Annotated in this window: 21 protein-coding genes and 1 riboswitch; of the genes, 16 read left to right on the top strand and 5 right to left on the bottom strand. The window is 35.4% G+C overall.

Annotated elements, in window-relative coordinates; translation table 11 throughout:
• Positions 1 to 162 precede the first annotated feature (162 nt).
• The 5 genes from QTL86_RS11035 to QTL86_RS11015 all read left to right on the top strand — a co-directional run bounded on the left by QTL86_RS11035 (position 163) and on the right by QTL86_RS11015 (position 5075).
• A complete protein-coding gene (locus QTL86_RS11035; protein WP_127066021.1) occupies positions 163 to 534 on the top strand; it encodes a GntR family transcriptional regulator in 372 nt (123 codons plus the stop codon).
• The gene (locus tag QTL86_RS11030; RefSeq protein WP_127066022.1) at positions 534 to 1415 is read left to right on the top strand and encodes an ABC transporter ATP-binding protein; all 882 of its coding nucleotides are present in this window, start codon (positions 534 to 536) and stop codon (positions 1413 to 1415) included. Before QTL86_RS11035 ends, QTL86_RS11030 begins: the two co-directional genes overlap by 1 nt.
• Positions 1415 to 2104, top strand: coding sequence for a hypothetical protein (locus QTL86_RS11025; protein WP_127066023.1), 690 nt, complete (start codon positions 1415 to 1417; stop codon positions 2102 to 2104). The genes QTL86_RS11030 and QTL86_RS11025 overlap by 1 nt, the downstream gene beginning before the upstream one ends.
• Positions 2105 to 2116: 12 nt before the next feature.
• Positions 2117 to 2893 (top strand): hypothetical protein, encoded by a 777-nt coding sequence (locus QTL86_RS11020; RefSeq protein WP_127066024.1) that lies wholly within the window; start codon positions 2117 to 2119, stop codon positions 2891 to 2893.
• 67 nt (positions 2894 to 2960) lie between these two features.
• A complete protein-coding gene (locus tag QTL86_RS11015) occupies positions 2961 to 5075 on the top strand; it encodes a transglycosylase domain-containing protein (RefSeq protein WP_127066025.1) in 2115 nt (704 codons plus the stop codon).
• 188 nt (positions 5076 to 5263) lie between these two features.
• On the opposite strand, the gene QTL86_RS11010 is transcribed toward QTL86_RS11015, so the two are convergent.
• Both QTL86_RS11010 and QTL86_RS11005 read right to left on the bottom strand, forming a co-directional pair.
• Complete coding sequence (locus QTL86_RS11010; protein WP_127066026.1) at positions 5264 to 6376, bottom strand: DUF1648 domain-containing protein; 1113 nt, start codon at positions 6374 to 6376, stop codon at positions 5264 to 5266.
• Positions 6369 to 6758, bottom strand: a complete 390-nt coding sequence (locus tag QTL86_RS11005) for a GntR family transcriptional regulator (RefSeq protein ID WP_013656304.1) — start codon at positions 6756 to 6758, stop codon at positions 6369 to 6371. The genes QTL86_RS11010 and QTL86_RS11005 overlap by 8 nt, the downstream gene beginning before the upstream one ends.
• A gap of 234 nt (positions 6759 to 6992) precedes the next feature.
• On the opposite strand from QTL86_RS11005, the gene QTL86_RS11000 reads away from it, so the two are divergent.
• From QTL86_RS11000 to QTL86_RS10970, 7 genes are all read left to right on the top strand, one after another.
• Positions 6993 to 7856: an SDR family NAD(P)-dependent oxidoreductase gene (locus tag QTL86_RS11000; RefSeq protein ID WP_410497199.1), complete on the top strand. Its 864-nt coding sequence runs from the start codon at positions 6993 to 6995 to the stop codon at positions 7854 to 7856.
• Positions 7857 to 7936: 80 nt separating this feature from the next.
• Positions 7937 to 8584 (top strand): peroxiredoxin, encoded by a 648-nt coding sequence (locus QTL86_RS10995; protein WP_127066028.1) that lies wholly within the window; start codon positions 7937 to 7939, stop codon positions 8582 to 8584.
• A gap of 209 nt (positions 8585 to 8793) precedes the next feature.
• Complete coding sequence (locus tag QTL86_RS10990; RefSeq protein WP_127066029.1) at positions 8794 to 9975, top strand: iron-containing alcohol dehydrogenase; 1182 nt, start codon at positions 8794 to 8796, stop codon at positions 9973 to 9975.
• Between the two features lie 32 nt (positions 9976 to 10007).
• Positions 10008 to 10550, top strand: coding sequence for an NUDIX hydrolase (locus tag QTL86_RS10985; RefSeq protein WP_410497198.1), 543 nt, complete (start codon positions 10008 to 10010; stop codon positions 10548 to 10550).
• Positions 10551 to 10813: 263 nt separating this feature from the next.
• Entirely contained in the window at positions 10814 to 12055 is a 1242-nt protein-coding gene (gene codB, locus QTL86_RS10980) for a cytosine permease (RefSeq protein ID WP_127066030.1), read from the top strand.
• A 157-nt stretch (positions 12056 to 12212) separates the two neighbouring features.
• Positions 12213 to 13478 carry a cytosine deaminase gene (locus QTL86_RS10975; protein ID WP_410497197.1) on the top strand — a complete coding sequence of 422 codons (1266 nt, stop codon included), beginning with the start codon at positions 12213 to 12215 and terminating at the stop codon, positions 13476 to 13478.
• A 79-nt stretch (positions 13479 to 13557) separates the two neighbouring features.
• The gene (locus QTL86_RS10970; protein WP_127066032.1) at positions 13558 to 13803 is read left to right on the top strand and encodes a DUF1292 domain-containing protein; all 246 of its coding nucleotides are present in this window, start codon (positions 13558 to 13560) and stop codon (positions 13801 to 13803) included.
• A 93-nt stretch (positions 13804 to 13896) separates the two neighbouring features.
• On the opposite strand, the gene QTL86_RS10965 is transcribed toward QTL86_RS10970, so the two are convergent.
• The 3 genes from QTL86_RS10965 to QTL86_RS10955 all read right to left on the bottom strand — a co-directional run bounded on the left by QTL86_RS10965 (position 13897) and on the right by QTL86_RS10955 (position 16190).
• Positions 13897 to 15369 carry a DUF1846 domain-containing protein gene (locus QTL86_RS10965; RefSeq protein ID WP_127066033.1) on the bottom strand — a complete coding sequence of 491 codons (1473 nt, stop codon included), beginning with the start codon at positions 15367 to 15369 and terminating at the stop codon, positions 13897 to 13899.
• Positions 15370 to 15754: 385 nt separating this feature from the next.
• The gene (locus tag QTL86_RS10960) at positions 15755 to 15958 is read right to left on the bottom strand and encodes a heavy-metal-associated domain-containing protein (protein ID WP_127066034.1); all 204 of its coding nucleotides are present in this window, start codon (positions 15956 to 15958) and stop codon (positions 15755 to 15757) included.
• 22 nt (positions 15959 to 15980) lie between these two features.
• A complete protein-coding gene (locus tag QTL86_RS10955) occupies positions 15981 to 16190 on the bottom strand; it encodes a cold-shock protein (protein ID WP_127066035.1) in 210 nt (69 codons plus the stop codon).
• 205 nt (positions 16191 to 16395) lie between these two features.
• Between QTL86_RS10955 and QTL86_RS10950 the strand changes: the two genes are divergently transcribed.
• The 4 genes from QTL86_RS10950 (at position 16396) to mgtE (ending at position 19448) form a co-directional block, all read left to right on the top strand.
• Complete coding sequence (locus tag QTL86_RS10950) at positions 16396 to 16605, top strand: helix-turn-helix transcriptional regulator (RefSeq protein WP_127066036.1); 210 nt, start codon at positions 16396 to 16398, stop codon at positions 16603 to 16605.
• Positions 16602 to 17306: a DUF3169 family protein gene (locus QTL86_RS10945; protein WP_410497196.1), complete on the top strand. Its 705-nt coding sequence runs from the start codon at positions 16602 to 16604 to the stop codon at positions 17304 to 17306. Before QTL86_RS10950 ends, QTL86_RS10945 begins: the two co-directional genes overlap by 4 nt.
• Positions 17307 to 17399: 93 nt before the next feature.
• Positions 17400 to 17540: a hypothetical protein gene (locus QTL86_RS10940; protein ID WP_190283549.1), complete on the top strand. Its 141-nt coding sequence runs from the start codon at positions 17400 to 17402 to the stop codon at positions 17538 to 17540.
• A gap of 112 nt (positions 17541 to 17652) precedes the next feature.
• Positions 17653 to 17829, top strand: a riboswitch (M-box (ykoK) riboswitch).
• A 287-nt stretch (positions 17830 to 18116) separates the two neighbouring features.
• A complete protein-coding gene (gene mgtE / locus QTL86_RS10935) occupies positions 18117 to 19448 on the top strand; it encodes a magnesium transporter (protein ID WP_127066038.1) in 1332 nt (443 codons plus the stop codon).
• The last annotated feature ends 56 nt before the right edge of the window (positions 19449 to 19504 follow it).

Here is a 19504-nt window from a genome sequence, read left to right as displayed (position 1 = left end):
CCCTATTATTATGCAAAAAATGACTATAAATATAATTAATAAAATTTAAAAATATATAAATATAAAGTATTGACAAAAAATACAAAAAGCATTATAACTTAGTTAAATGGTTAGTTAGTTGAGTAACTAACCATTTAACAGAAACGCCAGGAGGTGTAATGGGTGAAGTGGATATTAAATGAGGAAGAACCAATTTATATTCAAATAGCTAGAGCCATAGAAGATGAAATTTTACAAGAAGGTTTCCTAGAAGAAACACAAATCCCCTCTACTAATGAGTTATCCAGGGTTTATCAGATCAATCCAGCTACGGTTTTAAAGGGGATTAATCTATTAGTAGAACGCCATATTTTATATAAGAAAAGAGGGATTGGTATGTTTATTAGTACTGGGGCTGTTAGCGCTATTAAAGAAACTCGGAAAGAGAGCTTCAAGCAAGTTGTTATTACCAATCTCCTTGAAGAAGCGAAAAAGTTAGGGATTAGTAAGAAAGATTTAATAGAGATGATAGAGATGAGTAAGGAGGAATTATGATGGAGGAACTAGCTGTTAAGATAGAGCATTTAAATTATAGCTTTGGCTCACATGAGGTACTAAAAGAGATGAGTTTTAATCTTGAAGTTAATAAGATATATGGCTTATTAGGAAGAAATGGGGCAGGTAAGACTACACTTATTAATCTTCTAGTGAATCAGTTAATTGCTAGAGAGGGAAGTATACAGCTTTTTGGAGAAGATCCTAGGAAGAATCCAGCTATTTTAAAGAAGGTGTGTATTGCTAGAGAAGCAGAATTTTATGCGCCTTATATGAAAGGAAAAGCTATTCTGCAGCTGTATAGCCAGTTTTATGAAGGTTATGATAAACAGTTAGAACAAAAGTTGGTGGCATTTTTTGATATTCCAGTGGATATAGCCTATCGTAAGTATTCTAGAGGAATGAAGTCTTTATTATTTATGATAGTGGCTCTTTGTTCAAAGGCACCGCTCACTATTTTAGATGAACCTACATTAGGAATGGATGCTCCTAATAGAGAACAATTTTATAAAATTTTATTAGATGAATATGTAAAAGAGCCACGTACTTTTATTATTTCTACTCACCTCATTAATGAGATAGAAAATTTATTAGAAGAAGTAATTATTATTGATCAAGGAGAAAGGCTTCTCCAAGAAGAAGTAGAAAGCCTAAAGTCAAAAGCCATTTATTTATCTGGAAATAAAGAAGAATTAGAACGTTTAACAGCTTTGAAAATGGCAAAGCCTAAAGAAAGCTTTGGTAAGAGTGCAACCTATGCTTATATTGGAGAACTTGATGAGCTAGATCAAAAGCTGATTCAATCTACTCATATAGAAATATCACCTATGAGTATTCAGCAGATTTTTGTAGAACTTACAAAGGGGAAGGAGTATAAATAATGAGTGATTATAAAACTACTCTTGGATTCCTTCAAAAAGGTATAACTAAGATGATATTAAAGAGTATGTGGCTAATGGTTATGTTAGATGGCATAGAGTTTTTAGTTAAGTGGCAAATCTTCAAGGAAAATCAGCAAAGCGGCGTGGTGCTTTCGTTTTATACGGGACATATAGTTTTTTTGCTGCTTGTATTAGGAGGAATAGGGGTTCTATTAAGTGGCCATCAGTTTGGCGGATACATAAGTATTTTGGCAAATCGCAAAAGGTGCCTGCAAGGGATAATAAGTTATAGCCTCATAGTCAGCTGCATAGGAACCTTATTGATGAGGGGTTTTACATTTATACTGACAGAAAGTATAGGTAGGTTAAGTCAACTTCCTTATAGGAGTTTTCAAAGTTGGAGTTTGTTAGAGGATTTATTTTTGAGTTTACTAAGCATAAGTGTAGGACTCCTAATAGGTGCTCTTTTTTATAGGTTACATAGGAGAAGCTTTGTATTAGGTTTATGTGTATTAGCTTTTATAGGGATTAAGGTATTTGAGAGGTATCAGCTTTCACCTTGGTATGAGAGAATGAATGGCTTTTCACCTATTCTAGTAGGAAGCATAGCTATACCTGTATTTATAGGTCTCACTGTGGGCCTGCTTTACAAAGCACCTATTAAAGCCTATGCCCATAATTGGTTATAAAGGAGGTAAGGTATGAAGGGAAAACAGGAAAATGCTTTTTTTATTAAAGCTTTTTTTAAACGAAGCTTCATTGTTTTGATATTAGGAAGTATTTTAATGGCCATAACACTGATGAAGTTTTATGAGGCTTATGTAGGTTTAGATTTAAGTGCAAGGGCCCAGGCAAAATTAGTTTTTTCAACACCCTATATTATAACGGGCATTTACTTATTTGTATTAGGGATGAGCTTTAGCTATTATGAATATCCAGGCATAATTAGTATTTATGCTAATCGTAAAAATAATCTAAGACAAATGCTACTTGTAGGAACAGTAGGAATCATCATTTTAGAAAGTATTAATGGTGGCATTACTAGCCTATTTACTTTAGGAGCGAGATATCTATGTCCAGCAGCATCTGTGAAAAATGGTTTTTTGGATGATACTTTGAAGGAATTTCAAAATCTTCAATTTGGAAGTATATTTGTCTCGAGTATAAAAGAAGAGATTGGGATAGGTTTATTTGTTTTTGCCCTAGGATCTTTAATTGGCAGCTTATTTTATCGCTTAAAAGCAAGTTCAGCCATTTGTGTTTTAAGCATTTTACCCATTTTTTTAGCCCTGAGCTTTATTGCTGAAATTTTATTTCATACACAGATGACAGCTTTATTTATGCTTAGTATGCTGATGGTGATTAAGCCAATAATTAGTTTTTGGGGACAACTAGTTTATAGTACTTTATTTTATGTGTTAGCTTATGCCCTACTTAGAAAAGCACCTATTAAAGCCTATGCACATGATTTGTTATAAACCAAGCTGATAATGAAGTGAATATACTATTCGAAGGGATGAAATAGAGAGGAAAGAAGGAAAATAGATGGAGAGAACAAAGTCTAAAAAGACAAAGACCAGGCGTGTGCTGGTTAGTATCGTATTAGGGGGCTTATTACTAATACTGATAGGTATCATAGTTTATGTGGCTAAAACTATAAGTAAGGCACCTGATATAAGTGAGGTCAACATCACGCAGCCCATAAAAGCTAATTCTATTATATATGATGTGTTAGGGGAAAAAATAGATGAATTCTCAGCTGCAGATAATAGGAGTTATATAGGAATAGAAGAAATACCAACATCCGTTATACAAGCAGTTATTACTATTGAAGATAGTAGGTTTTATGAACATCATGGCATTGATATAAGAAAGATATTAGGTGCTGTCGTTAATAATTTTAGTTCTGGGTCATTATCAGATGGGGCTAGTACCATTACCCAGCAAGTAATTAAAGATGCTGTCGCCCTAGAAGGAAATAGTCTAGAAAAAAAGATACAAGAGCAGTATTTAGCGATTAAGTTTGAACAGCTTTATTCGAAAGATACTATTTTAGAATATTACTTAAATAGCATGGGCTTTGGTGCAGATATTGTAGGAATAGAAGCAGCCGCAAATCAATATTATGGGAAATCAGCATCAGAGCTTAGCTTAGTAGAAGGGGCTACATTAGCAGTACTTACGGAAAGACCTACCTATTATAGTCTGTATACTCACCCTGAAAATAACTGGGAAAAAGTTAAACAGGTTTTAGAACAAATGGAAAAGGCGGGCTACCTCACAGCAGAGGAAAAAGAGCAGGCATTACTGGAAAAGCCTTATGAGAGATTAGGTGAAGGACTCCAACAACTATTAGAGGGAGCTCCTAAGGAAGCAATACAGAGCTATTTTGTGGATGCCCTATATAAGCAAATACTAGAAGATTTACAAACGGTTTATAATATTTCAGAGATAGAAGCAAAAGCCAAGATCTATAGTGATGGGCTTCAGATTGAATCAACATTAGACTCTAGAGTGCAAAGTATTGTAGAAAAATATATGGCTGATGAAAGTAATTATCCAGAGAGTCTTTATAAAATACAAGTAGAGTATAGTATAGCAGGTGTAAAAGCTAATGGAACAATGTTTGATAAGAAGGTACAAAGTATCATTTTAAATAGCCAAGAGGATATTCCGGCATTTAAAGAAAAGCAACTTGAAAAATGGCATATAGGACAAGGAGACACAATAGTGAGTGAAAATCTGATTACTATGCCACAGCCACAAAGCGCTTTTGTCGTCACTGATTATAAAACAGGAGCTGTTAAAGCTTTATACGGAGGTAGAGGAGAGAAGTACTATCATGGCTTTAATTATGCAACGCAGGCAAAGCGTATGCCAGGCTCTACTTTTAAAGTATTAGCAGCGTATGCACCAGCCTTAAATGAAGGGAAAATTACACCAGATACGGTGATTAGCAATGAAAAAGTAAGCTTCACCATAGAGGAGGGGGGGAGCTGGACTCCACTGAATTGGAATGGTCAATATCAAGGCTCCTATACCATAACTCAAGCAATTGCTAATTCTATGAATGTGATAGCCGCCAAGGTATTAGTAGAGCAAGTGGGTATAGACAAATCTTTTGAGTATTTAAAGGAATTTGGTTTTACTACACTTAGAGAGGAAGATAAAACTTATGCACTGAGTATGGGAGGTTTAACAGATGGCGTTACACCTTTAGAATTAACAGCAGCGTATGCGACTATTGCCAATGAAGGTACTTATCTAGCACCTAGTTTTTATACAGTAGTAAAAGATAGGGAAGGCAATATATTACTAGATCGTACACAAGGTGAGTTGCAAAATAGTCATCAGGTACTTAGCCAAGAAGCAGCAGGGCAACTAACAACAATGCTCTGTGAGGTAGTAGATGGGCCAAGTGCTCATACAGGTGGTAAGATTAGAAATCACTTTAAACAGATGCCTATAGCTGGGAAAACAGGTACTGCTAGTAATAATACAGATTTACTATTTGTAGGCTATACGCCTTATTATGCAGCAACTATATGGACCGGTTATAGTAATCCTGATGCAATGCCAAGAAGTAATAACTATCATTTAGATTTATGGGCAAAGATTATGAATGAAATTCACCAAGGGGAAGAAATTAAGAAATTTTGATTATTTCCGAGGAAATAATCCTTAAAACGATAAAAAAGAAAAAAGAGGATAAATAAATTGAAGAGGTTATGCCAATGATAAAGATTTTAAAAGCATCATCAGCATAACCTCTTATTATGAACTATCAGTTAAGTTAGCGAGCGTATTGATTGTATTTATAAATCGACTAAAAAGATAAACAATAGTGTTTAATAAGAGGAAAAAATAATGGCACCAATAATCACTAAAAGAGTGACTAAAATAATCAGCTTTCCTTTGAAAGAACCGATATTGATGGTCCAGCCGAGACCATGACGTTTAGCGACTAAAACAGCAGGGTCATTAGGGTTATTATAAAATAGTCCCCAAAGCCAATAATCATCTTGTTCTTCAGGAGGAAGGTAAGCTTCATTTTCCTCCTTGTAGGGAAGATTTCGCTTATAGCAATAGCTATTATATCCCATTAAAATAACGCTTAAGAAAATAGCGCCTACTGAAAGATAGTTATAAATAGGAGTTAAAGTTACTCCTTGAACGGTAGAAAAAACAATGCCCATCATCATTGACGTAATGGCAAAAACTAAAATAAGAATAGTAAGTGCACTCCATTTAAGATATTTCAAAATAACAGTCTTCCCTTTTTCTAACTGTTCTTTGCTCAGCTTGCTTCTTTTGTTAAAGGCGCTATCTAAACTATAACTAAAAAGAAGTGTGATGAGTATTGTCATGCCGGAAGGGAAAAGTGCTGTGGCAATATTTTTATTAGCCCAGCCATCAATTTCACCTACGATATTAAAATGAGTAGGAATAAGCTGAGGCATTTCATTATAGTGGTAAAGTGTATAAGCTCCTAGAAAAAGGCCAATTACTAGTGGGATATATAAAAGCTTTTTATAAATCATTTTAATTTTATTTTTTTGCTCCATAAAAGAAGTATCAATAAGAAGTTTACCGCCTGTAGGTTGAGGCAGATTTAAACTTTTCTTATAAGCTTTTGTTTGCGCATAAGACTTACCATAAACAACAAAGTATAATAAAGTTTCTAATAAAAGAATACCCCCCAATAAAGGGCTATGATTTAAAACGGGTATTTTAATGAGTAGTAATAAAATCATAAGCGTTGTTATGATAAAAGTAATGGTTGTATGAATAAGAAAACTTTTAAGGATTTTTTTGGCTTCAGGTGTTTGACGATAAGCATGTTCTAAGAAAACCCCCATATACGTATCAGCAGTAGAAAAATAAGGTGTTAATATAAAAAGAATATAAAGGATAACGTTAGTTCCAATAACGGATAAAATAGTAAAGGTTGTATTAGTCATTTTGAACACCTCCTGTTTGCTTGTAATAATGAGATAGGCGGTTTAGCAAATAAGCTTCATTGTGGCCCATTAGCTTAGCTTTAGCAGTAAGTAGGGCAAAAGCGTCCTCTAATTCAGCTTCAGTTTTAGGTGAGGCCTGAATAGGAAGTGAACTTACAAGAGCACCTTTTCGTCTGTCCATCTGAATATAGCCTTCTTCTTTGAGTAAATTATAAGCTTTATTAACAGTATGCAGGTTAATGCCAATCTCTTCACCTAAGCTCCTAACAGAAGGGAGAGATTCATTAGGCGCTAACTCACCATTAGCCATAGCTAAGATGATCGCTTCGTAAAGTTGTTCATAAATAGGTTTTTCGCTATTAAAATCGAGTTCTATAAGCATAAAAGCCTCCTTTGATTCAAAATTGAAAGATAGTGATTCAGTTTTTATAAAGAGTGAGTATGAATATCTAAGAAGTTGCTTTAGATCATAGAAACTGAACGTTTAAGATAATTGTTATATAATTAGTATAACAATAGTGGCAAAAAAAGCAAGTGAAATAGGATTAAGTTATAGTGAAAGAGTCGTTACATGAATAATAAAATAAGAAGGTTGTTTGTGATATAATGCTTATTAGTGGTTAAGAGATTAAAGCTTTTTGTAAATAGAAGGCTTTGTAAAAATAGTAGTAGAGTAAGCAGAGTACTAAAGAAAGCTCATAAGGAGGAAGTAAGTGAAATGCAAGGTTATGTACTAATTACAGGCGCTACAAGTGGGATAGGTCTAGCTTTAACTAAAATATTCTGGGATAAGGGTTATTCACTCATTTTAGTAGGAAGAAATGAACACAAGCTTGCGGCTTTGGAAAAACAATTAAAGGGAAAAAGAACGGATTTGAAGGTAGTCATTTGCAAACAAGATTTATCACAGGCAGGGGCAGGAGCGGCACTTTATTTATGGATAAAGCAGCAGCAACTTTCAGTAGATATACTCATTAATAATGCAGGAGCTGGTTATGTAGGTGAGTTTTGTGAGTGCAGCGCTACAAAGATAGAAGCACTTATGACATTAAATATGACAAGCTTAACAGAGCTTACTTATGAATTCGCAAAAGAAATGAAAAGGAGAAGACGAGGCAAAATTTTAAATGTAGCTTCTACAGGCTCCTATCATCCAGGTGCCTATACAGCTGTTTATTATGCAACTAAAGCTTATGTCCTGTCGTTATCAGAAGCACTCTATAAGGAATTAAAGCCTTATGGTGTGACAGTGTCTAGCTTGTGCCCAGGGGCAACAGCAACGCAGTTCGCTAAATCGGCGGGGCGAATAGATGCTGGTTTTGCCATGTCTGCGGAGTTTGTCGCGAAAAAGGCTTTTGAGGGACTGCAAAAAGGTAAGAAAGTAATTATTCCAGGCATACAAAACAAACTTTTAATCAAAGTCCCAAGGTCCATAGCGGCTTATTTTGTGGCACGTTACCAACAAAAGTTAAAGGCATAGGAAAAGCTTAATGTCTCATATATATGCTAAGAGACACAAGACGACTATCTTGTGAGGGCATATATAAGGGAGGTTTAGCAATGCCAGATAACTTTGTTTTAATAGGTGATCAGCTGCCACAAATGAAAGTGCAGACAACCCATGGTATAAGGGTAATACCTGATGATTATGAGGGGAAATGGCTTATTTTATTTAGTCATCCAGGGGATTTTACACCTGTGTGTACCACGGAGTTTGTTTCATTTGCAGAAAACTATCCAACCTTTCAAAAGTTAAATGCAGATTTGCTAGGTTTATCAGTAGACCAAGTACAGCCACATATTGAATGGGTTAATTGGATTAAGGACAACTTAGGGGTAAGTATACCATTTCCTATTATTGCAGATCCTTTAGGAAATGTGGCTAAAAGATTGGGAATGATACAAACTGCAACAGGTACTAAAACAGTAAGAGCTGTTTATTATGTAGATCCTACAGGCAAAGTAAGGCTTATTTTATATTATCCAGCAGAGGTTGGTAGAAATATGGAGGAGATTATAAGAGCCTTAGTAGCCCTTCAAGTAGCTGATGCTAATAAAGTCGCCATGCCAGCTAACTGGCCAAATAATGAGCTCATAGGTGAACAGGTGATTATTCCACCAGCTACAGATATTTATGAAGCTGAAGAAAATTCGAAGCTTTATAATAGTTATGCTTGGTGGTTTGCCTACAAACCTTTAGAGGAATAGCTGGGTATATAGTAAAATAATAAGTTTTATAAAGAGCCCAATAAACACTTAGCTCCAAAGTGTTCATTGGGCTTTCTTTTTGGGTATTGTCACACTATTTTAAGAAGTGGTAGATGCTTTAATAGTGTCAAGAAAATAAAACCCTATGATATAATAATGTTAGAAACAATGAGTGTAATAAAATCCAAAAGGGCAGAGGAGAAAATGACATGAATAATTTTGTTTACTGGGCACCAACAGAAGTGATTTTTGGGAAGGATACAGAGTTACAAGTTACAGCAGCTATTAAAAAGTTTGAAGGAAACCGTATTTTTATCGTATATGGTGGAGGCAGTGTTGTTAGAAGCGGCCTATTAAATAGAGTTTTAGAGCAATTTAAAAAGGAGAATATACCTTATAAAGCAGTAGGAGGTGTACAACCCAACCCTCGTTTAGGCTTTGCTAAGAAGGCTATAGAAGAAGCCAAAGCTTTTGGAGCCGACTTTATTTTAGCCGTAGGCGCAGGAAGTGTGATTGATACTGCAAAAGCGATTGCCCATGGTGTAGCTAATCCAGAGGTGGAACTATGGGACTTTTGGCTGCGTAAGCAAGTGGTAGAGAGAAGTTTACCTGTAGGCTGTATACTTACTTTATCAGCAGCAGGGAGTGAAACAAGTAATTCCTCTGTTTTAACCAATGAAGAGACAGGTGAAAAACGTGGTTTAAGTACAGATTTTAATCGCCCTAAATTTGCCATTATGAATCCTGAAATCACTTATACTTTACCTAAAGAGCAAATTACATACGGTATAGTAGATATTATGATGCATACGCTAGATCGTTATTTTACACCAACCAAAGGTAATACTTTTACGGATGAAGTAGCAGAGGCACTCCTTAGAACGGTGATTAGCTATGGAGAAAAAGCACTACAGAATTCTTATGATTACGAAGCCATGAGTGAACTCATGTGGTGTGGTAGCATATCTCATAATGGACTTACTGGTTTAGGGGCAGTAAGTGATTTTGCACCTCATCAATTAGGTCATGAATTAAGTGGTAAATTTGATGTGGCACATGGCGCTAGCTTGTCGACCATATGGGGAGCATGGGCAAATTATTGTTATGAGGAAAATCCAGAACGCTTTGCTCAGTTTGGTAAAAAAGTATGGGGGATTGAAGAAGAAGATACTAAGAAATGTGCTGTACGTGCCATAGAAAAATTGGTAGGCTATTTTAAGTCAATTGGTGCACCAACTTGTTTTAGTGAATTAGGAATAGGTATTCAAGATGAAGAAAGCTTGAGAGATTTAGCAAGAAGATGTGCCTTTTATGGAACACGTACCATTGGAAGCTTTAAGGTATTAGATGAGAAAGCTATGTATGAGATTTATAAGATAGCAAATAAATAATAATCTATAAGATAGGTGGTGGCGGATGAGTCATGGAAATGCTTGATATTGTAGATGAAAATGGAGAGCCAACAGGCATTATAAAAGAAAGAAGTAAGGTACATGCTGAGGGAGATTTACACAGAACATCTCATGTATGGATTGTAAGAGATAATGGTAAGGGGAGATTAGATGTTTTACTTCAAAAAAGAAGTAAAGACAAGGATTCCCATCCAGATTGCTATGATATATCCTCAGCAGGACATATACCTGCAGGTTCAACCTATGTAGATTCAGCACTTCGTGAATTAGAAGAAGAGCTAGGTATAAAAGCCTCCTCAGAAGAACTAGAAGAGCGTATGATTAGGCGCATAGCAGAAACGAATATTTTTTATGGCAAAGCGTTTATAGACAATCAGATTACAAGGGTTTATAGATTAAAAAGAAATGACATTGACTTAAGCAAGCTTAAGTTACAACAAGAAGAGATAGAAGCAGTTATGTGGATGGATTATGAACTATGTATAGAAGCTATAAAAAATAATACAATAAAGCATTGTGTGTACTTAGAGGAACTAGAGTGTTTGAAGGATTAAGCAGAAATAACGTTCTTCGTAGTTAAACAATGAAAAATGAAAAAGATGGAAATTGACATAAGTTAACATAAATGTTATATTAAATAAAACAAAAAATAAAGTACCTTTAATTAAGTCCAGTGAGGCTTATAAGGTAAACGGATCGGTAGAAGAGCTCCATGAGATAGGGGCTCTTCTAGAAGTAGAGCCCCTTAGTTTACAATTAAAGGTCAAACTAAGGGGTTCTTTTTCTGTTTATGGTACTTGAGATAAGGAGAGTACAGATGAAGCAAAAACAACATGAAGATCACGATTTTTCATTAGGAGTAGTATCAGCAAGTCATAAGAAAGGCTTTCTAGCCATGTTAGTGGTCATGCTAGGGTTTACCTTTTTCTCAGCAAGTATGCTAAGTGGTGGTACATTAGGAACAAGTATGGACTTAAAGCAGTTCTTTGTAGCCGTATTTATTGGAAATGTCATCTTATGTAGTTATACAGGATTACTGGCTTACATTGCAGGAGACACAGGTTTATCAACTCACCTATTAGCACGTTATTCCTTTGGTGAAAAAGGGTCTTACTTAGTATCCTTTTTATTAGGTGCCACACAAATTGGGTGGTTTGGTGTAGGCGTTGCCATGTTCGCTATTCCAGTTTCTAAAGTAACAGGGGTTAGTGTAGGGGTATTAGTAGCTATAGCAGGTCTTTTAATGACAGCAACAGCTTACTTCGGGATGAAATCCCTTATGATATTAAGTGCTATTGCAGTACCAGCCATTGCTATTTTAGGTTCTACATCAGTAGGAATGGCTATTAATAGTGTGGGAGGAATAAGTGGGCTTGCCGCTATTACGCCAGAGGAATCTATGACAATGAGTGGCGCTGTAGCTGTAGTAGTAGGGTCTTTCATTAGTGGAGGAACTTTAACACCAGACTTCACACGCTTTGCAAAAAGTAAACGCATTGGTGTAAGTACCACAGTCATTGCCTTCTTAGTAGGAAATACATTAATGTTTATCTTTGGTGCTATTGGTGCCATGGTAACAGGAGAAGCAGACATTTCAGAAGTCATGTTTCTTCAAGGGCTGATCGTACCAGCTATTATTGTACTAGGGCTTAATATATGGACAACTAATGATAATGCTTTATATGCTTCAGGGCTTGGCTTTTCAAATATTACCAAACAACCTAAAAGTAAACTAGTGATTATTAATGGGATAGTAGGAACACTACTTGCGGTAATTCTTTATAACAACTTTATGAGCTGGCTCAACTTACTCAATACCTTTATGCCAAGTATTGGTGGGGTAATCATTGCAGACTACTTTATTATCAATAAAGGCAAATATGAAGCTTTTGAAAAAGCAAGCTTTAAAGGTGTTAATATGATTGGAATCATAGCATGGGCATTAGGTGTACTGGCAGCACATTTCTTACCAGGTATTACCCCTATTAATGCAGTAGTAACATCTGTAATCAGTTACGCTATGCTCACAGTGGTTTTTAGCAATCGAAAAGAAAAATAGAGGATATAAGTGAAGCGAGGTACCAAGGAACGCAAAGAGTACTTCGCTTTACTTATATCCTAAATAGTATAGAGATGAAGGATAAGAGGAAAATAAATAGTAGTAAGTTCTTTAGGAAATGAATCAGTCAATTAATAAATAGATAAGGAGAAACGATATGATTATTAAAAATGCGAAATTAGAAGATAAGGCTCAGTTAGTAGATATTAAAATTGAAAATGGGTGCTTTACTGAAATTGCTCCTATGATAGAAGCAGGAGAGCATGAAGAAATCATTGATGCAAAAGGATGGCTTGTGGTACCACCTTTTGTAGAACCACATATTCACTTAGATACAACCTTGACAGCAGGTGAGCCAAGATGGAATGAAAGCGGGACACTTTTTGAAGGTATTCAATGTTGGTCAGAGCGAAAAGAAGCTTTAAATAAAGAAGACGTTAAAAATAGAGCAAGACAAGCCATTAAATGGCAAGTGGCTAATGGGATTCAGTTTATTCGTACCCATGTAGATACAACAGATCCAGAATTAACAGCCATTAAAGCTTTAGTAGAACTAAGAGAAGAGCTAAAAGACTTCGTAACCTTGCAAATCGTTGCTTTCCCACAAGAAGGAATCTTATCTTACCCTGATGGATTAGAGCTCCTAGAAGAAGCTTTAAAATTAGGGGCAGATGTTATTGGCGCCATCCCACACTTTGAATTTACTAGAGAATACGGGGTAGCCTCTATTGAAAAAATCTTTGAGCTAGGGAAAAAATATGATGTTTTAATTGATGTACATTGTGATGAAATTGATGATGAACAATCACGTTTTATTGAAGTAGTTGCTACTAAAGCTTATGAAAATCAAATGGGACATAAAGTAACAGCAAGTCATACAACAGCCATGCATTCTTATAATGGAGCATATGCTTATAAGCTGTTTAGGCTGCTTAAAATGTCAGGCATTAATTTCGTAGCTAATCCACTGGTGAATATTCACTTACAAGGACGTTTTGACACTTATCCAAAACGTCGTGGGATTACGAGAGTGAAAGAAATGCTAGAAGCAGATATTAATGTATGCTTTGGTCATGATGATATCTTTGACCCATGGTATCCATTAGGGACAGGCAATATGCTTCAAGTGCTTCATATGGGCTTACATGTCTGCCAAATCATGGGTTATGGCCAAATTAATGAAAGCCTTAAGCTTATCGGAAAAAATAGTGCAAAAGCATTAAATATCCAAGATCAATATGGCATTGAAGAAGGCAAACCGGCTAACCTCATTATTCTTCCAGCAGAGAATGGGTATGATGCCGTAAGAAGACAAGTACCAGTAGCTTATTCTATAAGAAAAGGAAAGGTTATTGCTCAGACACAGATTGGTGAAACCACTGTTTATTTAGATAAAGAAGAAATGATTGATTTTAAGAAATAGAATGGCATAATTGCAATTGTTTTATCAGTAGAATATAATGTTACTTAAAGATTAGCGTATAATAATAGGAGACGATGTAATGAATGAATATGAAGTAATCAGTATTCCTGTATCAGATGGAACGGAGAGAGAGTTTGCAATTATGGATACCTTTGAGGTGAGACGCAAAATGTATATGGCGGTGTCTTTAATTGAAGAGGATGAAATTAAAGAAGGCGTATATATTTACCGTTATTATAATGCTGAAGATGGAGACGTGATTATAGAAGAGATTGCAGAACCTGATGAATACAATAAAGCAGTAGCGGCATATGAAAAGAGATAGTTGATAAGGAACTGGTGCACTAAAATAAGTGCCCAGTTCTTTTTTACACCCAGTATGAGAGCAATCTACCGGGTGTAAGTAATGGAGAAAGCATTATAGAGGTTTGTTCTTATAAACTGCTTCAGTGGTAAGCTCAATGCCAAGCTTCTTGAAAGTCTTCATATCGACAGGAGATAAGACTACAGTAGCGTGGAGCTGACAGCCAGCTAGTTTTGGAAGTTGCTCTAATGCTAATTTGGCATTTGGATCAGTGGCAGCACACATAGAAAGTGCAATTAGAACCTCGTCTGTATGTAAGAGAGGATTTTTACTACCTAAATAATGCGTTTTTAGGGTTTGAATGGGTTCTATAAAGTCAGGGGAGATAAGATGAATGGCATCATCAATGCCTCCTAGTATTTTAACTGCATTTAATAAAGCAGCAGAAGAAGCACCGAGAAGATCACCAGTCTTGCCAGTGACAATGCTGCCGTCTTGAAGCTCTAGGGCTATAGCAGGAGCTCCAGTTTCAGCAGCTAATGCATTAGCAACAGGTACAACCAACCTAGCATCAGTAGTGATTTTAGCTCGTTTCATCAATAGTTCGATTTTGTATACTTCCTCTTTGGTAGCTTCACCTTTGATTAAGCGGTTCATAGACTGGTAATAACGACGGATGATTTCTTGGTGAGAAGCCTCTTGACATACCTCATCATCGATAATACAGTTGCCGGCCATATTGACCCCCATATCTGTTGGAGACGCATATGGGCAACTGCCATAAATACCTTCAAACATGGCTGCTAGTACAGGATAAATTTCAACATCGCGGTTATAGTTTACTGTAGTTATGCCATAGGCTTCTAAGTGGAAAGGATCAATCATGTTGACATCATTAAGATCCGCTGTGGCTGCTTCATAAGCTAAATTTACAGGATGCTTTAGAGGAAGATTCCAAACTGGAAAAGTCTCAAATTTAGCATATCCAGCTTTTAGACCACGTTTATTTTCATGATACAATTGAGAAAGGCAAGTAGCCATCTTACCGCTACCTGGTCCTGGTGCAGTAACAATAACTAATGGACGAGTTGTTTCTACATAATCATTTTTGCCATAGCCTTCATCACTGATGATGTGAGATACATTGTTAGGATAACCTTCTATAGAATAGTGATGATATACCCTAATATCCATGTTTTCTAATTTGTATTGGAACATATTTACAGAGGCCTGTCCCGTGTAACGTGTAATCACTACACTACTAACATATAGCCCCTTTTCTCTGTAGACTTGAATAAGACGTAGAACGTCTTGGTCGTAGGGAATACCTAGATCATGTCTTACTTTATTATTTTCGATATCGGCGGCATTGATAGAAATGATGATTTCTGCATGGTCCGATAGTTGCATAAGCATCTGAAGTTTGCTATCAGGAGCAAAGCCTGGAAGTACACGTGATGCGTGATAGTCATCAAACAACTTCCCCCCAAACTCTAGATATAGTTTGTCACCAAATTGACTAATACGCTCGCGAATGTGTTCAGATTGCATAGTTAGGTACCGATGATTATCAAATCCAATTTTCATTTTTTAATTTCCTTTTTGTATAAAATTTGTATATTATCTAGAAGACCTTTAATAGTGCTTCATATAGATAAGTTAAACATATATAGTGGAGAATTGTCAAAGTACTCTTAAAAATGGCGTCTATAATAAAACATTTTATTAATAAACCTGAAAACCATTACTTTTCTAATATCAATTTACTTCTCTTTAGATATAATGGGAGACGAAAGAACATACGATTATGCTATCGCCCTTAGTGTAGTAACAACAAGCAATTGTTAGAGGGGGTCCTAAACCGTGCGTCAAGTATTAGTATCAGAATAAAGATGATATAGGAATAGTAAGTTAGATATAGAATCAGAAAACCTACAATCTATAGTGATTGTAGGTTTTTAATATTTTCTTACTATTCGATTTGGCAGCCAGTGTTTTCGATACATGCCTTAATGGTGCTTTCATTGGTAGAATCGTTGAAGCCTACCTCTATAGAGCATTCACCTAAATCAACATTAACCATTGAAACCCCATCTATTTTACTTAGTGCATTTTTGACTTGAGTTTTTGTCTCGGAATTTTGTAAACCTGATACATTATAGTGAACTTTATGCATGACATACTCCTTTTAATTTGAATTATATTTTTTGAACATTTGAGGCAGCTAAACCTTTATCATTTTGAATGATATCAAAATTCACACTTTCACCTTCATGTAAATCTTTATTATAGTTTTTTTCTTTTACCTTAGAATGATGGACAAAGACATCTCGCCCATCATTTGTTGAGATAAAACCATAGCCTCTTTCATTATCAAACCATTTAACAGTACCAGTATAACTAGCCATATGAATCCCTCCTAAATAACAGGTGATATGATTATAAGCGTGCTTAAATGTAGTATATCTTTATAAGTTTATATTTATAATGGAAAATATTTTCTATGTAGTGGCTAATCTTTTTCTAGTGACAAGTTAATTTGTCATTGACAAGAATAGTTGTCAAAAATATAATGTAATTATGACAAGAATAGTTGTCAAAAGGAGGTGGATTATGCCATTACTAAATTGTGTGAAGATGTATCGTGAAGAGAAGGGCATTAGCCAGACGGAACTTGGTAAACTGTGTGGGGTATCAAGACAGACTATCAGTAGCATTGAACGTGGAGATTATCATCCATCGGTGGTATTAGCACTACGTATTGCACGGATTTTTGGTAAGACAGTTGAAGATTTGTTTAGTTGGGAGGAGGAAGAAGTATGAGAGATTATAAATGGAGAAAAGGTTTAGGGGTGATTGCACTTTGTGGTTTAGGTGGTGCTATACTAGGAAGTGGCATGCAAATACTGATGAATAGGAGTGAGCCAACAGCTATTAAGGCAGCATTTAATCAGTTTGCTCCAAACCTTTACTGGATTGCATTAGTATGTGGCATTATTGGAATGGTGGGATATTTTTATTTTAACAATTTATTAAAAAAAGATGGTTATAGCAATGATGAAGGCTCTTTATTTGATAAAAATGAAAATAAAATGAGCATTGTGATGACTTTTTCTACAGTGTGTGCGATTCTCAACTTCACAGCGTTTGGTGTGAATCTACAAAAAGATTTGGCATCTGTGTATTTTGTATTGTTTATCATGAATGCGATGTTAGCCTTTATGGGAGAGGTAGCGAATATCTCGCTTATAAAGAAAGTAAGGCCTGAGCTTGATTCAGACCCTATGAATTCAGGTTTCAAAAAAGACTATTTTGATAAGTTAGACGAATGTGAGAAAATCGAAACAGGAAAAGCAAGTTTTAAAACGATGAGTGGCATGATAGTCATGTACGTGATTGTGTTTGTAGTTTGTTGGTTTTTGATTATGGGATTAGAAGTGAGTCCTGTTATTTGTTTACCTGTAGGATTCCTTTGGCTTATACAGACTGTAATGATGATTTATCATTCATATAAGTTAAAATAAGGTTGTTTGAGCGTTATCTAAAGCTTTATATTTACGGTGTCAAATAGTATAAGATTAATCTAATAAAGCGCTATTTTAGTAAATGTACTTAATGTGAGATCAAACCCTACAGCAAGTTCATCTCTTGTTAAGAAGGTCTATGCTAAAGAATCAGTGCAGAGTGTTGATTTAGTAGGGACAAGTGATTTATGGTATAAAGTTGATATGCAAGGTATAAACGCCTATATTATATAAAAGATGATTATATAAGACTGTTAGGGGAAAGGATTGGGGATGAAAGAAATAAAGAGATTTACATAAAATAACATTGACAAAGATGGCTTTTAAGTATAGATTGGAAGAGAATTGAATAGTCCGGTAGATAAGGTTACCACAAGGATAAGGATTGCTGCCGCGAAATAGTGGAGACACTATTAGTTGGTTAGCAGGCTATGTCGAATCCAAGGCATAATCTAATGCAATTTCAAGATGACTCCAGTCATTGCGCCCTGTGAAGCTAAAGTTTGAACGGTAGTATAGTAGAATTAGACTCTATTATAAAGTGATGATTGATATAGATCCACGCCAGTGTTCATGCTTTGGCGTGGTTTTTTATTTGCCAAAATAAAAGTGATAAAAGAGAGGTGAGGAGAATGGATGGTGAATGTAGTGGGCAGGGCATAAATCGGAATAGGAAAAAGAAGAGATTCTATGTGGCTAAGAAACCATCCGTTCTTTGGCCGATATAGAAGAATTAGTATTTTTTATGAAGAACATGTCTTGCGCTTACAGGATGAATATAAATTCAAAGTGTAAAGAGGAGGACAAAAAATGAATAAAGAAATCATTTTACAATTAATCAATCAAAAGGATTTTTCTACTTTAAAAGAGCAGCTTCATGAGATGAATCCTGTAGACTTAGCAACGCTTTTAGAAGCATTAGAGGAAAGACAATTACTTATTACTTTTAGATTACTTAATAAAGCAGCAGCAGCAGAAACTTTTTCTTATATGAATAGTTTAACGAGAAAATTGCTTATTGAGGGTCTTACAGATCAAGAACTTAAAGAAGTAATGGATGAAATGTTCTTAGATGATACAGTAGACATTATTGAAGAAATGCCGGCAAATGTGGTAAAACGTATTTTGAAAAATACAGATGAAGCAACTAGAAATAGTATTAATACTATTCTAAACTATCCTAAAGATAGTGCTGGAAGCATGATGACTATTGAATATATTCATTTAAAAAAAGATATGTGTGTTTCAGAGGCAATTGAACGTATTCGTACAGAAGGAATAGACAAAGAAACGATTTATACATGTTATGTAACAGAAAACCGCAAGCTTATTGGCTTAGTATCAGTTAAAGATTTATTAATGTCAAAGGATGAAGATAAGGTTGGAGACATTATGGAGACCAATGTCATCTGGACTTATACCCATGAGGACCGAGAAAATGTGGCTAAGATGTTTGGAAAATATGACTTTTTAGCTATACCTGTAGTAGACACAGAGCAGTATCTGGTAGGAATTGTAACCGTTGATGATGCTATGGATGTTATAGAGGAAGAGACAACAGAAGATATGACTAAGATGGCGGCTATGAGCCCTAGCGAAGAAAGCTATTTTGAAACTTCTGTATTAAATCATGCAAAACATCGTATTTTATGGCTTTTAGTGCTTATGCTATCTGCTACTATTACTGGTACCATTATTACCACATATGAAGGAGCCTTTTCCACTATTCCATTACTAGTTGCTTTTATTCCTATGTTGATGGATACAGGAGGCAATTGTGGGTCACAAAGCTCTACATTGATTATTCGTGGGTTAGCTTTGGATGAGATTAAGTTCAAGGATTTCTTTAAGGTTATTTTTAAAGAGTTTCGTATTTCATTAATAGTGAGTATGGTATTAGCCACTGTTAATGGACTTAGAATATTTTTAATGTATCGTGATTTAACATTAGCTATAGTCGTTGGATGTACCTTAGTATGTACAATCGTTATGGCAAAAGTGATAGGATGCATCTTACCGCTTATCGCTAAAAAATGTAAGTTAGATCCAGCTATTATGGCAGCACCATTAATTACAACCATTGTGGATACATGCTCTATTTTAGTGTATTTTAATATTGCTACGCTTTTCTTTAAGTTATAGAAACACAAAAAAACAGCTAATCTTCTTAGAGTGGCTGTTTTTTAATATGCACTCTA

Source organism: Cellulosilyticum sp. ST5 (genome assembly GCF_046529625.1).
Taxonomy (GTDB): domain Bacteria; phylum Bacillota; class Clostridia; order Lachnospirales; family Cellulosilyticaceae; genus Cellulosilyticum; species Cellulosilyticum lentocellum.
This window is presented reverse-complemented; position numbering and strand designations above follow the sequence as displayed.

Coding starts and splice junctions, on each gene's coding strand:
- QTL86_RS10960 (WP_127066034.1), bottom strand. CDS start 15,958: ATGCATAAAGTTCACTATAATGTATCAGGTTTACAAAATTCCGAGACA.
- QTL86_RS11015 (WP_127066025.1), top strand. CDS start 2,961: ATGGAGAGAACAAAGTCTAAAAAGACAAAGACCAGGCGTGTGCTGGTT.
- QTL86_RS10970 (WP_127066032.1), top strand. CDS start 13,558: ATGAATGAATATGAAGTAATCAGTATTCCTGTATCAGATGGAACGGAG.
- QTL86_RS10995 (WP_127066028.1), top strand. CDS start 7,937: ATGCCAGATAACTTTGTTTTAATAGGTGATCAGCTGCCACAAATGAAA.
- QTL86_RS11025 (WP_127066023.1), top strand. CDS start 1,415: ATGAGTGATTATAAAACTACTCTTGGATTCCTTCAAAAAGGTATAACT.
- QTL86_RS11005 (WP_013656304.1), bottom strand. CDS start 6,758: ATGCTTATAGAACTCGATTTTAATAGCGAAAAACCTATTTATGAACAA.
- QTL86_RS10950 (WP_127066036.1), top strand. CDS start 16,396: ATGCCATTACTAAATTGTGTGAAGATGTATCGTGAAGAGAAGGGCATT.
- QTL86_RS10955 (WP_127066035.1), bottom strand. CDS start 16,190: ATGGCTAGTTATACTGGTACTGTTAAATGGTTTGATAATGAAAGAGGC.
- QTL86_RS11010 (WP_127066026.1), bottom strand. CDS start 6,376: ATGACTAATACAACCTTTACTATTTTATCCGTTATTGGAACTAACGTT.
- mgtE (WP_127066038.1), top strand. CDS start 18,117: ATGAATAAAGAAATCATTTTACAATTAATCAATCAAAAGGATTTTTCT.
- QTL86_RS10990 (WP_127066029.1), top strand. CDS start 8,794: ATGAATAATTTTGTTTACTGGGCACCAACAGAAGTGATTTTTGGGAAG.
- QTL86_RS10965 (WP_127066033.1), bottom strand. CDS start 15,369: ATGAAAATTGGATTTGATAATCATCGGTACCTAACTATGCAATCTGAA.
- QTL86_RS11030 (WP_127066022.1), top strand. CDS start 534: ATGGAGGAACTAGCTGTTAAGATAGAGCATTTAAATTATAGCTTTGGC.
- QTL86_RS11020 (WP_127066024.1), top strand. CDS start 2,117: ATGAAGGGAAAACAGGAAAATGCTTTTTTTATTAAAGCTTTTTTTAAA.
- codB (WP_127066030.1), top strand. CDS start 10,814: ATGAAGCAAAAACAACATGAAGATCACGATTTTTCATTAGGAGTAGTA.
- QTL86_RS10945 (WP_410497196.1), top strand. CDS start 16,602: ATGAGAGATTATAAATGGAGAAAAGGTTTAGGGGTGATTGCACTTTGT.
- QTL86_RS10985 (WP_410497198.1), top strand. CDS start 10,008: ATGGAAATGCTTGATATTGTAGATGAAAATGGAGAGCCAACAGGCATT.
- QTL86_RS10975 (WP_410497197.1), top strand. CDS start 12,213: ATGATTATTAAAAATGCGAAATTAGAAGATAAGGCTCAGTTAGTAGAT.